Origin of the sequence: Kitasatospora sp. NBC_00070 (assembly GCF_045041205.1) — a bacterium.
Lineage (GTDB): Bacteria > Actinomycetota > Actinomycetes > Streptomycetales > Streptomycetaceae > Kitasatospora.
Window position 1 is genome coordinate 4,474,697 of sequence record NZ_CP108247.1, and the last position, 13,300, is coordinate 4,487,996.

Consider the following 13,300-nt stretch of genomic DNA (forward strand, 5'->3'; position numbering starts at 1 on the left):
TACCAGCGATGTGGAAGATTCCGGGCTTGGCGGCGCGACCGCGCTTCACCAGCCGGGCCACCGTGCTGGTGCTCGTCCTCTGCTCGCTGGTGGCGATCCTCGCCTACCCGACCCGGCAGTTCATCTCGCAGCGCTCGGAGATCTCCGCCCAGCGGGCCAAGGCCGAGCACGCCAGGCAGCAGGTCGAGCAGCTCCGCCGGGAGCGGGCCCGCTGGCAGGACCCGGAGTTCGTCAAGGCGCAGGGCCGGCAGCGACTGCACTACGCGATGCCCGGCGAGACCCCCTTCATCTCGGTGGACCCGAACCCGCCGAGCAGCAAGTCCTCCTCGGCCGACGCGGGGGCAGCCCCGCAGGCCAAGGCCGCCCAGCCCTGGTACGCCAGTGTCTGGGACTCGGTCGACCAGGCCGACTCCACCCCCGTACCCGCCAGAGGCAGCACATCCCCATGACTGAGAACCCGACCGTCCCGGACCAGGACGTCGCCGCGATCGCGGCCCAGCTCGGCCGCGTCCCGCGCGGCCTGCGCGGGGTGGCGCACCGCTGCCCGTGCGGCAACCCCGACGTGGTGGAGACCGCGCCCCGGCTGCCGGACGGCACGCCGTTCCCCACCCTCTACTACCTGACCTGCCCCAAGGCCGCCTCGCTGATCGGCACCCTGGAGGCGGACGGGGTGATGAAGGATCAGACCGCCCGGCTGGCCGAGGATCCCGAGCTGGCGGCGGCGTACCAGAAGGCGCACGAGGACTACGTCGCGCGCCGGGACGCGATCGAGGTGCTGGAGGGCTTCCCGAGCGCCGGCGGCATGCCGGACCGGGTGAAGTGCCTGCACGTGCTGGTCGGCCACTCGCTGGCGGCCGGTCCGGGGGTCAACCCGCTCGGCGACGAGGCGATCGGGATGCTGGAGGAGTGGTGGGCCAAGGGCCCCTGCGTCTCGCCCGAGGAGGTCGAGGCGGCCGGTGGCCGGGTGGCCAGGAACCGGGCCAAGAACCAGGACCACGCGGCCGTGATCGCCGCCAAGGAGCAGCTGGCCGCCGAGCGCGCCGCCAAGAAGCGCGCCGAGGCGGAGCAGGACGCCGAGCAGACCGGGGAGTCCGCGTGAGCACCACCCGGGTCGGCGCGATCGACTGCGGCACCAACTCGATCCGGCTGCTGGTCGCCGATCTGGACCCGGAGACGGGGGAGATCACCGACCTGGACCGCCGGATGGTGATCAACCGCCTCGGCCAGGGCGTCGACCGGACCGGACGGCTGGCGCCGGAGGCGCTGGAGCGCACCTTCGCGGCCTGCCGCGAGTACGCCGCCGTGCTGGCCGAGCACGGGGTCGGCCCGGACCGGCTGCGGTTCGTCGCCACCAGCGCCTCCAGGGACGCCGAGAACAGCGCCGAGTACGTCGCCGGGGTGCGGGAGATCCTCGGTGTCGAGCCGACCGTGGTGAGCGGCGACGAGGAGGCCCGGCTGTCCTTCACCGGCGCCACCAAGGAGTTGACCGGTGGTCAGTTCCCCGGTCCGTACCTGGTGTTCGACCTGGGCGGCGGCTCGACCGAGTTCGTGCTCGGCGGCGAGCGGGTCGAGGCGGCCCGCTCGGTGGACATCGGCTGCGTCCGGCTGACCGAGCGGCACCTCGCCGGTACGGAGCTGCCGACGCCCGAGCAGCAGGACCGGGTCAGGGCAGACGTCCGGGCCGCGCTGGACGTGGCGGCCGAGGCCGTCCCGCTGACCACCGCGGCCACCCTGGTCGGCCTGGCGGGCACCGTCACCACAGTGGCGGGCATCGCGCTGGAGCTGCCCTCGTACGACTCCGAGGTCATCCACCACGCCCGGCTGACGGTGGACCAGGTCCGCGAGGTGTCCGGCCGGCTGCTGACCATGACCCACGAGCAGCGGGCCGCGATCCCGGTGATGCACCCGGGCCGGGTGGACGTGATCGGGGCCGGTGCCCTGGTGCTGCTGGAGATCATGGAGCGGACCGGCGCCGCCGAGCTGGTGGTGAGCGAGCACGACATCCTCGACGGGATCGCCTGGAGCCTGGTCTCCTGACCCTCCGCCCGACCCCCTCGAAGACCCCTGCCGGACCCCGTCCGGACGGCCCCGGGACGCCGCTGTGGCACCCGGGGCCGCGCGCTGCACGGCGTGCCGCGAGAAACTTCGTGAATTTCTTCACATGGCGATCCAGTCATTCGTCGCACTCCGACGCCCGCTCCGTCCGGAATGCGGGACCGAAGGTCGACTCCGGTGGGTGTCCATCGGATCGCAGGCAGGCTTCGGGGTCGGTAATGGAATCGAAACACCAGTGCGGGAACCCGCTCGTTCCGGGGATCGTTGCTGCTCAGGGCCGCCCGATCGACGGGGTGCCAGGCGGGAGCCGGCCCGGCGGCGCGGCCTGACACCCGGGCCGGGAAAGTGTGGCCGGGCAGTGTAGCAGGTGCTGTCCAGTGGCTTGTGACGGGCCTCACGAAGGTGCCCCCAACCGGGGGTGGATACTTTCGGATATGAGCACCACGGAGCGTCCTCGCATCCTGATCGTCGGCGGTGGTTACGTCGGCCTGTATGCCGCGATGCGCATCCTCAAGAAGATGCGCTACGGCGAAGCGACCGTCACGGTCGTCGACCCGCGGTCGTACATGACGTACCTGCCCTTCCTCCCCGAGGCGGCCGGCGGCAACGTCGCGCCTCGCAACCTCGTTGCCCCGCTGCGCAGCGCCCTCAAGAAGGCGGAGGTGCTCACCGGTCACGTGACCGGCGTGGACCACGCCCGCAAGGTCGCGACCATCCACCCCGCGGCCGGCGACGCCTACGAGCTGCCCTTCGACTACCTCGTCGTGGCCACCGGCTCGGTCTCCCGCACCTTCCCGATCCCCGGCCTGGCCGAGCACGGCATCGGCATGAAGACGGTCGAGGAGGCGATCAGCCTCCGCAACCACGTCATGGCGCAGCTGGACAAGGCCGAGTCCACCACGGACGAGGCGATCCGCCGCAAGGCCCTGACCTTCGTGGTGATCGGCGGCGGCTTCGCCGGCGTCGAGACCATCGCCGAGGTCGAGGACATGGCCCGGGACGCGGCGAAGATCTACAAGACCGTCAGCCGCGACGACATGCGCTTCATCCTGGTGGAGGCGGCCAACCGCATCCTCCCGGAGATGGGCCCGGACCTCGGTCTGTGGACCAAGGAGAAGCTCGAAGAGCGCAACATCGAGATCTACATCGAGACCTCGATGGACTCCTGCGTCGACCAGCACGTGGTGCTGAAGAACGGCGTCGAGGCGGACGCCTCCACCATCGTGTGGACGGCCGGCGTCAAGCCCAACCCGATCCTCAACCACTTCGGTCTGCCGCTCGGCCCGCGCGGTCACGTGGACACCGCCCCGACCCTCCAGGTCCAGGGCTTCGACTACGTCTGGGCGGCCGGCGACAACGCCCAGGTGCCCGACCTCGCCGTCGGCGAGGGCGCCTGGTGCCCGCCGAACGCGCAGCACGCGGTCCGTCAGGCGATCGTGCTCGCCGACAACGTGATCTCGGGCATGCGGGGCTTCCCGCAGGCCCAGTACAAGCACAAGAACCTCGGTGCGGTGGCCGGTCTCGGCCTGCACAAGGGCGTGGCGATCCTCTTCGGCAAGTACAAGCTGAAGGGCCGTCCGGCCTGGTGGTTCCACCGCCTGTACCACGGCAGCCGGGTGCCGACCATGAACCGCAAGGTCCGGGTCTTCACCGACTGGACGCTGGCGATGTTCCTCAAGCGCGAGACCGTGGGTCTGGCCGAGATGGAGAAGCCGTTCGAGGCGTTCCAGGAGGCCGCGGCCCCCGCGCCGAAGCCGGTGGCGGTCGCCGCCCCCGCCGAGCCGGTGAAGGAGCTCGCGAGCAGCAAGTAGGACGACTGGCCCCGGGACGACCCGGGGTATGAGTCGGAGGCTCTCCGCCCGGCAGCGTCGCCGGACCACGACCTCCGTGGTGCTCAGCCGGCCGTGCGACCGGGCGGAGTACAGCAGTTCAGAGCGAAGCAGAGCGGGCCCCCACCGGAAACCCTCCCGGCGGGGGCCTGCTGCGTTGCCCGCACCGGCCCGTCGGGGCCGGGAGCGGCGGCAGGCCCCCACCCAAGGTCACGGGTGGGGGCCTGCGGCGTCCTACGGACCGTCAGTCGGTCTTGATGCTCTCCAGGATGTCCAGCTTGGACGCCCGGCGGGCGGGCCAGAGCGCGGCCACCAGGCCGACCAGCCCGGCCAGCAGCAGGAAGAGCAGCAGCTGACCGTACGGCAGCTCGGTGACCAGGCCGGGGATGCTGGAGCCCAGGGTGCCGTTCACCGCCCAGGCCAGGAAGACCCCGAGCAGCACGCCGATGGTCGCGCCGAACAGCGAGATCACCACCGACTCCAGCCGGACCATCCGCTTGATGCCGCTCCGGTCCAGACCGATCGCCCGCAGCATTCCGATCTCCCTCTTCCGCTCGAAGACCGACATGGCCAGGGTGTTGACCACGCCGAGCACCGCGACCAGGACGGACATCGCCAGCAGGCCGTACATCATGTTGAGCGCGAAGGAGATGATCTTGCTGAACTCCTCCTTCATGTCCTCCTGGCTCTTCACCTCGATCACCGGGTTCCGGCCGGTGGCGTCCTTGATGGACTGCTGGAGGGCGGCGGTGGCACCGTCGGTGCCGCGGACCAGGACGTCCCTGATGTCGGTGTCGCCCTTGGCGTGCTTGGTGATCTCCGCGTTGGACATCACCGTGCCGGAGAGCAGGTCGATCGGCTGGAAGACGCCGCCGACGGTGACCGTGCCGGTGCTGCCGTCGCCGTAGGCGACCTTCATCGTGCTGCCGACCGAGAGGTTGGAGCTCTTCGCCTGCTCGCTGCTGACCAGCACCTGACCCTGGCTCAGCGCGGCGGCCGAGCCGCTGTCCATGGTGAGGTCGAGCAGCTTGTCCAGGCTCTGGGCGTCGATGCCGCTGATCGCCCGGTTCCGGCCGTCCAGCTCCCAGTAGACGTTGGTCAGCGGGCTGGAGGCGGCCACGCCGGGAGCCTTGGCCACGTCGGCCGCCAGCTCGGGCGACATGCCCATCCGGTTGGCGGTGGTCACGTTGTAGTCCGCGACCATGCCCTTGGTGACGATCCGGTCCACCGCGCCGCCGACCGAGGCGCCGAGCACGGTCATCGCGGAGACCAGGGTCAGCCCGATGGTCAGCGCGGCGGCGGTGGTGGCCGTCCGGCGCGGGTTGCGGACCGCGTTGCGGCGGGCCAGCTTGCCGGGGGTGCCGAACAGCTTGGCCAGCAGCGGGCCGACCAGGGCGATCACCGGGCGGGACAGCAGCGGCAGCAGGACGAAGATGCCGATCATGGCGAACGGTGCGCCGCCGCCGATCAGGTACCGGCCGTTCTCCCCGCCCGCGGAGGCGCCGCCGAGGATCAGCGCGAAGCCGCCGGCCGCGATCACCGAACCGATGATGTTCCGGATCAGCAGGCTCTTGTGGGTGCTGGGCTGGTCACCGCTGCTCATCGCGGCCACCGGGGCGACCCGGGAGGCGCGGATCGCGGGCAGCACCGCGGACAGCACGGTCACCAGGACGCCGACCAGCAGGGCGACCGCGACGGTCACCGGGGCGACCACCAGCGACCCGGTGGGCATGCCGGTGTCCAGTGCGGTCATCAGCGTCTGCATCCCGGCGCCGATCCCGATACCGGCCAGCAGACCGGCCACCGAGGCGGTCAGGCCGATCACCAGTGCCTCGATCAGCACCGACTTGGTGACCTGCCAGCGCCCGGCGCCGACCGCGCGGAGCAGCGCCAGCTCCTTGGTGCGCTGGGCGACCAGCATGGTGAAGGTGTTGGCGATGATGAAGATGCCGACGAACAGCGAGATCCCGGCGAAGGCGAGCAGCATGGTCTTCATGCCGGACATGCCGTCGGAGATCATCTTGGTCTCGTCGGCGGTCAGCTGGTCACCGGTCTGGACGATGAACTGGGTGCCCTTGGGGAGCACCGTCTGCACCTCGCCGAGCAGCGCGCTCTGCGTCACCCCGGGCTTGGCCTGCACCGTGACGGTGCTGAACCGGCCGGGCGTCAGCAGGAACTGCTGGGCGCTCGCGGTGTCCATCAGGGTGAGCGTGCCGCCGGAGGTGACCTGCGGGTCGTCGGTGGTGAAGACGCCGGTCAGCCTGGCGTCGACGGCCGGGCCGTTGCCGGCGATCCGGACGTTGTCGCCGACCTTGTAGCCGCCGCTGCTCGCGGTCTCCTGGTCCAGCGCGATCTCGCCGGACTTCTGCGGGCCGCGGCCCTCGGCCATCGGGTAGCGGCTGTCCTTGCCGTCGGCGCCGGGGCTGAAGTTCGAGCCGCGGGCCTGGAAGGCCTGGCCGATCAGCACGCCCTTCCGGTCGGCCACGCCGGTGAAGCCGCCCACCACGCCCAGGGCCTTGGCGGTGCCCGGCAGGGCGGCGATCCGGTCCACCGTCGTCCTGGTCAGCTCGGCCTCGGTGGCGTCGCTCCGGTCCCGGGCCGAGGCGTCGGAGCCGGCGGCGTTGTCGGTGACCAGGACGGAGACGTCCGAGTAGCTCTTCGAGTAGCTGTTCTTCATGGCCTGGCCGAGCGTGTCGGAGAAGACCATGGTGCCGGCCACGAAGGCCGTGCCGAGCATGACGGCCAGCGCCGTCATGAGCAGACGGCCCTTGTGGGCCAGCACATTGCGCAGTGCGGTGCGGAACATGGGGTGTCCTGGGGGGAGTTGGGTTCGGGCCGGCGGGTGGCGGAGCGTCAGCTCGTGCGGCCCTTGGCGTCGAAGCGGCGCATCCGGTCCAGGACGCTGTCGGCGGTGGGGTTGGCCAGCTCGTCGACGATGCGGCCGTCGGCGAGGAAGATCACGCGGTCCGCGTAGGAGGCGGCGACCGGGTCGTGGGTGACCATCACGACGGTCTGGCCGAGCTCGCGGACCGAGTTGCGGAGGAAGGAGAGGATCTCCGCGCCGGAGCGGGAGTCGAGGTTGCCGGTGGGCTCGTCGGCGAAGACGATGTCCGGCCGGGAGGCCAGTGCGCGGGCGCAGGCGACCCGCTGCTGCTGGCCGCCGGAGAGCTGCGAGGGGCGGTGCGAGAGCCGGCCGGAGAGGCCGACCGTCTCGACCACCTGGTCGAGCCAGGCCTGGTCGACCTTGCGGCCGGCGATGTCCATCGGCAGCGTGATGTTCTCCAGGGCGGTCAGCGTGGGCAGCAGGTTGAACGCCTGGAAGACGAAGCCGATGTGGTCGCGGCGGAGCTTGGTGAGCTGCTTGTCGCGCAGGCCGACCAGCTCGGTGTCGCCGATCATCGAGGAGCCGGATGAGACCGTGTCGAGGCCCGCCATGCAGTGCATGAGCGTCGACTTGCCCGAGCCGGACGGGCCCATGATCGCGGTGAACTGGCCCTGCGGGAACACCACGCTGACGTTGTCCAGCGCGACCACCTTGGTCTCGCCCTCCCCGTAGACCTTGTTCAGGCCGGTGGCTCGGGCGGCCGCCTGGCCGGTCTTGACGGCGGATGCGGTCGTGGTGGTCACGGGGGACTCCTTGCGGACGGGGCGTGCGGAAGTGGTGTGGACGGTCGGTGCACAGGGCGCCGACCGTGACTCCATCGTCCGCTGGACGATCATGGAATCCGTCGCCCCCGGGGACGGTTGGCAGCACCGCCGCTGGGCGTACGCGGGGTCCGGCCATCTCCTCCTGCGGTATGACACAACCCCTGAGACCGGTGCCGTGGCCGATTCCGGATCGGGGTTGGCCGAATCACCGACGATTCGTCAGATGGCAAGGAAACATGACAAATTAGCTGGCGGAGAGTGTGCGAAAGGGCGCACCGGGCGACTAGTCTCGGGGGTAGCCCGACAGGGGCGGATGGGGTTCCCGCCCGGGTGGTGGAACGCAGACACGGGCAGCTTAAAACTGCTTGGCCGCGAGGCCGTGCCGGTTCGAGTCCGGCCCCGGGCACCACTCCGCGTACGTCGGCCGGCCGCGTGATCCGCGGCGACCGGAGAGATCATCCTCGCGGCGTAGGCCGTTCCCTTTGCCAAGGCATTACCCTGGAGCGGTGCGGGCGGCACCATGCCGCCCCGGAGGGAATGACATGAGAAGCAGTAACCCGGTCTTCTCGCGGGAGGGGTCCTTCACCCGCGACAACGGCACCGGCTACGCGGGGTTCAACACGGGCCGGCCGCAGGCCGGGGCGCCGAGCGCGGGCAACCCGTACGGCAACAACCCCTACGCCCAGCCGCAGGCCGGTCCGGTGACGGACGAGCAGCTGGTCGAGATGTACCAGGCGCCGTCCGCCGGCCCGCTGCAGACCGGCCGGATGACCATGGACGACGTGGTCGCCCGGACCGCGCTCACCCTGCTCACCCTGGTCGCGGCCGGTGCGGTCGCCTGGTTCCTGCTGCCCGCGGCCAACTTCGGCCCGGCCATGGTCGCCGCCTTCGCCGCCTTCGCGGTCGGCATGGTGATCAGCTTCAAGCGCAGCGTCAGCGCCCCGCTGATCATCACCTACGCGGCGCTGGAGGGCTTCTTCCTCGGCGCCATCAGCCACGCCTTCAACGAGATGTGGCCGGGCATCGCGATCCAGGCGGTGCTGGGCACGGCGGCGGTCTTCGCGGCGATGCTGATCGCCTACAAGTCCGGCCGGATCCGGGTCACCCCGCGCTACACCAGGATCGGCATCGCGATCGCGATGGGCTTCGTGCTGCTGATGGTGATCAACCTGGTGGCCTCGCTGTTCGGCGCCGACATGGGCCTGCGCTCGGGCCCGCTCGGCATCCTGGTCGGCATCGTCGGCATCGCGCTCGGTGCCTTCTTCCTCTCGCTGGACTTCGCCGAGATCGAGGCGGGCATCCAGGGCGGCGCCCCGCAGCAGGAGTCCTGGCGGGCGGCCTTCGGGCTGACCCTCTCGCTGGTCTGGATCTACCTGGAGATGCTCCGGCTGATCGCGATCCTGCGCGGCGACGACTAGTCCCGGACGGCACTGCCGGACACCCATCTCCGGAGGCGCGGCGGACCACCAGGTCCGGCCGCGCCTCCGGCGTTTCCGGGGGGTCGGCACCAGGGCCTAGGCTCGCGGCATGGCAGATGCGCAGACCTTGCTGGCCGCCGTGGACCGGCTGGCCGACCGCTTCCGTTCGATGCCGCAGAGCCGGCTGCTCGGGCCGGTGCCCGGGCATCCGACCCGGGCCGCCGCCGTGCACGCGCTGGCCGCCCGGCTGGCCGGGCGGGCGCTGGCGGCGGCGGGGGAGCAGGACCGGGTGTTCCCGGACGCGGGGGCGTTCGCGGTCGGGGACCAGCTGGCGGTGGCCGGGCGCGAGCTGGCGGCGGTGGCGGACGCCCCGGCCCTGGCCGAGGCGGTGGCCGAGGTCCGCGACGTCGACGAGCTGACCGGCTGAGACCGGACGGTCACCGAGGGCGACGGCCCCGGGCACGCGAAAGGCCGGTCGAGTCGGCAACCCCGGGGACTCGACCGGCCTTCGGCGTCGGATCAGATGCTGGCGACCACCCGGTCGGCCAGCACGTAGACGGTCTCCTCGTCGGTGGAGAAGGTCAGCGAGTACGAACCGGAGAACCGCGAGCCACCGAGCAGCCGGACGTCCTCACCGGCCCGGACGGCGTCGATCAGGCGGTAGGCCGCCTCCCGGTCGCCGGGGGCGACGCAGAGCGTGGTGCCGTCGGCGAAGGCGTACACGTCCAGGGTGCCGAGCGGGCCGGGCCGGACGTCGGTGAGCGCGACGGCCTCCTCGGCCAGCGAGGCCAGCCGGGTGTCGGTCCACTCGTGGGACGGGGCCTGGCTCGGCACGAAGTCGGGGTGCGAGGGGTGGCGGCGCGGGTCGGGGGCGGCGACCGGCTCGGCCTCCTGGGCGGGCTCGGTGTCGAGCAGCCCGGCCTCCAGACCGGTGGCCAGCAGGTCGGCCTCGCGGCGGGCCCGGGCCTCACCGGCGGTCTCGCCGCCGAGGGCGGCACCGGCACCGGACGGGTGGCCGCCGGCGGGGTGGCCGCCGCCGGCCGGACGGGCCGGGGTGCCACCGTCCTCGTTGATCAGGTCCTCCAGCGCGGAGCGCAGTGCCTCGCCGAACTCCGGGTCCATCGTGCCGGAGTGGTCGGCCGCGTCCTGCGGGCCGGTCGGCCGCGGGAAGAACAGCGGCCACTCCTCGCCGGGGTTGACCCCGGCGCTGGTGAAGGGGGAGTCGAAGAGCGGGGCGTCCTCGGCCGCCCTGGCCTCCTGCTCGGCCCAGAACGCCCGGGCCTCGGCTATCTCCCGCTCACGGTCGGCGGCCAGCGCCTCGTTGACCGCGCGGCGGATCACGGCTTCGTCAACCGGCGCCGGGGCGGCGGCAGTTGAGGGTTCGGACGGGACGGCGAGCCGACGGGCCAGCCCGCGCAGCTGCAGCAACACAGCGGCGCAGAGGGCGATCAGGACCAGCAGCAGGGAGATGTACACGGCGCTCACGGAACGTACTCCTAGCGAGGAGTGGAACGGGGTTACCTCTCCACACTGCCGCATGGTGGGGAGTTGCTGCAGTGGCAGATGTCCGATTTGTCCGTGACTTTCGTCCTTGTCCCCAAATTGTTAGGTAGTACCGTTCTACGCTGCGGAGTTGACCGACTTCGGGGCGTCGACAAAACGGCCTCCGGAGGGCATTCGAGGGGCCGGATCACGATCGCGATGTGATCCGGCCCTCAGTCACACAGGGTCACTCCGAACGGGTGGTGCGGACCGCCACCGTCACTCAGCTGAGTCGCTCGATCACCATCGCCATGCCCTGGCCGCCGCCGACGCACATGGTCTCCAGGCCGAACTGCTTGTCGTGCCACTGCAGCGAGTTGATCAGGGTGGTGGTGAGCCGGGCACCGGTCATGCCGAAGGGGTGGCCGACCGCGATCGCGCCGCCGTTCACGTTCAGCTTCTCCAGCGGGATGCCCAAGTCCCGGTAGGACGGGATGACCTGGGCCGCGAAGGCCTCGTTGATCTCCACCAGGTCGATGTCGTCGATGGTCAGCCCGGCCCGCTTGAGGGCCTGCCGGCTGGCCTCGACCGGGCCGTAGCCCATGATCTCGGGGGAGAGGCCGCTGACCCCGGTGGAGACCACCCGGGCGAGCGGGGTCAGGCCGAGCTCGCGGGCCTTGGTGTCGGACATGATCACCAGGGCGGCGGCGCCGTCGTTCAGCGGGCAGCAGTTACCGGCGGTAACCGTGCCGTCCGGGCGGAACACCGGCTTCAGGCCGGAGACCGCGTCGAGGGTGACGCCCGCGCGCGGGCCGTCGTCGGTGCTCACCACGGTGCCGTCGGGCAGCGTGACGGGGGTGATCTCGCGGGCCCAGAAGCCCGACTTGACGGCCGCCTCGGCCAGGTTCTGCGAGCGGACCCCGAACTCGTCCTGCTCGGCCCGGGTGACGCCCTTGAGCGCGGCCAGGTTCTCGGCGGTCTGGCCCATCGCGATGTAGGCGTCCGGCAGCAGGCCGTCCTCACGCGGGTCGTGCCACTCGCCGCCGCCCTTGGCGGCCCGGTCGGCGGTGCGCGCCACGGCGTCCGCGAACAGCGGGTTCTGGGTGCCGGGCATGCCGTCCGAGGTGCCGTTGACGCTGCGCGAGACGGTCTCGACGCCGGCCGAGATGAAGATGTCGCCCTCGCCCGCCTTGATCGCGTGCAGTGCCATCCGGGTGGTCTGCAGCGAGGAGGAGCAGTACCGGGTGACGGTGGCGCCGGGCAGGTAGTCCATGCCCATCTGGACCGCGATGATCCGGGCCAGGTTGTGGCCCTGCTCGCCGCCGGGCAGGCCGCAGCCGAGCATCAGGTCCTCGATGTCGCGCGGGTCCAGCTCGGGGAGCCTGGCCAGCGCGGCGCCGATGATCTGGGCGGTCAGGTCGTCCGGCCGGATGTCCTTGAGGGAGCCCTTGAAGGCCCGGCCGATCGGCGAACGGGCGGCGCTGACGATGACGGCTTCGGGCATGACGGGCTCCTCGCTGAGTGTCTCCGGGCTGCTGGGCCTGCACATCCGACCGTACTCCGGCCCAAGCGGTCGGCCCGGGAGGAAAGTTACCGCTTGGTAGCTCTGACGTCACCCGTCTCCGGGTGTGAGTTGGCCGACGCCGACCCCGGTTCGGGGACGCGCTCGGAGCTCTCCGGCAGGCCCAGCCGCAGCCGCAGCTTGACCTGCGCCCAGCGCCGGCCGAGGTCGCCGAGCCGCTCGGCGGCGGCCACCTCGGTGCCGGAGCGCCCGGCGGCGGCCGCGGCGGCCACCGCCATCGGCAGCACCTGCTCGGCCTCGATCCGCGGGCCGGACTCCTCCGGCCAGAGGTCCAGCGCGGCGCAGAGCGAGGGCAGCAGGGCCATCGCGGCGGTCGCGTAGCCCTGCGCGGAGGGGTGGTAGCGGTCGGCCGCGAACATCTCCGGGCGGGCCGCGAACTCCGGGCCGAGCAGTGAGCCGAGCGAGACCGTCCGGCCGCCCTGCTCCACCACCGCGATGGTCTGGGCGGCCGCCAGCTGCCGGCTGAGCCGGCGGGCCACCCAGCGCAGCGGCGGCCGGACCGGCTTGATGGTGCCGAGGTCCGGGCAGGTGCCGACCACCACCTGGCAGCCCGCCGCGCGCAGCGCCCGTACCGTCTCGCCGAGTTGACGGACGGCCAGCGGGGCCGGGGTGTGCTTGGTCACGTCGTTGGCGCCCACGATGATCACGGCCAGCTCCGGCCGGTGCGGCAGGGCCAGCTCCACCTGCCCGGCCAGCTCCACCGACTGGGCGCCGGACCTGGCCACGTTCACCAGCCGGACCCGGCGCTCGGCCACCGAGGCGAGCCCGGTCGCGAGCAGCGCGCCGGGGGTCTCCTCGCCCCTGGTCACGCCGAGCCCGGCGGCCGTCGAGTCACCCAGAAAGGCGAGCACCAGCGGCGGCTGGTCACTCGTGGGGTCGGCGAAGGCCGCCCCGTACACGCCGTCGGCCGGCGGCGGGTCGCCCTCCAGCAGCCCGACCGCGCGGACCGCCAGCCTGCTCTCGGTCACCAGCAGTCCGATCAGTCCGACCCCGAGCAGCCCGATCCCGCCGCCCCCGTACGCGGCCGCCGTGGCGATCTTGCGGGCCACCCGGGCCCGTGACACCTGTGACGCTGTCATCCCGGCCCCCCTTCACCCGGCCCCTGCCGGGGCACCAGCTGTGCTCTGTCCCTGTTAGGTACCCACCGGGCCGGGGGCCTATCGGGGCGGATCGTCCATCCGGTGGGTGAACGGCCGGGATCGAACCCGCCGGATCGGAGGCCCGGCGCGGGTGCGTCCATTCCTTGAGACGCCCTAGGCTTTGAAGTACCCATAACTGTCGTAGCG

The 13,300-nt window shown here is 71.9% G+C and carries 11 protein-coding genes and 1 tRNA gene; 7 read left to right on the forward strand and 5 right to left on the reverse strand.

What is annotated here, in order from left to right; genetic code table 11:
• Positions 1-8: 8 nt before the first annotated feature.
• The 4 genes from OHV05_RS20680 (at position 9) to OHV05_RS20695 (ending at position 3,866) form a co-directional block, all read left to right on the forward strand.
• The gene (locus tag OHV05_RS20680) at positions 9-449 is read left to right on the forward strand and encodes a septum formation initiator family protein (protein ID WP_405018996.1); all 441 of its coding nucleotides are present in this window, start codon (positions 9-11) and stop codon (positions 447-449) included.
• Complete coding sequence (locus tag OHV05_RS20685) at positions 446-1,099, forward strand: DUF501 domain-containing protein (RefSeq protein WP_405018997.1); 654 nt, start codon at positions 446-448, stop codon at positions 1,097-1,099. Before OHV05_RS20680 ends, OHV05_RS20685 begins: the two co-directional genes overlap by 4 nt.
• Positions 1,096-2,037 (forward strand): exopolyphosphatase, encoded by a 942-nt coding sequence (locus tag OHV05_RS20690; RefSeq protein WP_405018998.1) that lies wholly within the window; start codon positions 1,096-1,098, stop codon positions 2,035-2,037. Before OHV05_RS20685 ends, OHV05_RS20690 begins: the two co-directional genes overlap by 4 nt.
• 452 nt (positions 2,038-2,489) lie before the next feature.
• Positions 2,490-3,866, forward strand: coding sequence for an NAD(P)/FAD-dependent oxidoreductase (locus OHV05_RS20695; RefSeq protein ID WP_405018999.1), 1,377 nt, complete (start codon positions 2,490-2,492; stop codon positions 3,864-3,866).
• A 262-nt stretch (positions 3,867-4,128) separates the two neighbouring features.
• On the opposite strand, the gene OHV05_RS20700 is transcribed toward OHV05_RS20695, so the two are convergent.
• Positions 4,129-6,690 (reverse strand): ABC transporter permease, encoded by a 2,562-nt coding sequence (locus tag OHV05_RS20700; protein WP_405019000.1) that lies wholly within the window; start codon positions 6,688-6,690, stop codon positions 4,129-4,131.
• Between the two features lie 47 nt (positions 6,691-6,737).
• A complete protein-coding gene (locus OHV05_RS20705) occupies positions 6,738-7,511 on the reverse strand; it encodes an ABC transporter ATP-binding protein (protein ID WP_405019001.1) in 774 nt (257 codons plus the stop codon).
• A 345-nt stretch (positions 7,512-7,856) separates the two neighbouring features.
• On the opposite strand from OHV05_RS20705, the gene OHV05_RS20710 reads away from it, so the two are divergent.
• The 3 genes from OHV05_RS20710 (at position 7,857) to OHV05_RS20720 (ending at position 9,377) form a co-directional block, all read left to right on the forward strand.
• Positions 7,857-7,941: transfer RNA gene (locus OHV05_RS20710), tRNA-Leu, on the forward strand.
• A gap of 133 nt (positions 7,942-8,074) precedes the next feature.
• A complete protein-coding gene (locus OHV05_RS20715; RefSeq protein ID WP_405019002.1) occupies positions 8,075-8,950 on the forward strand; it encodes a Bax inhibitor-1/YccA family protein in 876 nt (291 codons plus the stop codon).
• Positions 8,951-9,059: 109 nt separating this feature from the next.
• Complete coding sequence (locus tag OHV05_RS20720; protein WP_405019003.1) at positions 9,060-9,377, forward strand: hypothetical protein; 318 nt, start codon at positions 9,060-9,062, stop codon at positions 9,375-9,377.
• 92 nt (positions 9,378-9,469) lie between these two features.
• Here the strand turns inward: OHV05_RS20720 and OHV05_RS20725 are convergent, their stop codons facing one another.
• The 3 genes from OHV05_RS20725 to OHV05_RS20735 form a co-directional block, all read right to left on the reverse strand.
• Positions 9,470-10,435, reverse strand: coding sequence for a hypothetical protein (locus OHV05_RS20725; protein WP_405019004.1), 966 nt, complete (start codon positions 10,433-10,435; stop codon positions 9,470-9,472).
• A gap of 280 nt (positions 10,436-10,715) precedes the next feature.
• A complete protein-coding gene (locus OHV05_RS20730; RefSeq protein WP_405019005.1) occupies positions 10,716-11,936 on the reverse strand; it encodes an acetyl-CoA C-acetyltransferase in 1,221 nt (406 codons plus the stop codon).
• Between the two features lie 86 nt (positions 11,937-12,022).
• Positions 12,023-13,093: an SGNH/GDSL hydrolase family protein gene (locus tag OHV05_RS20735; RefSeq protein WP_405019006.1), complete on the reverse strand. Its 1,071-nt coding sequence runs from the start codon at positions 13,091-13,093 to the stop codon at positions 12,023-12,025.
• Between the last annotated feature and the right edge of the window lie 207 nt (positions 13,094-13,300).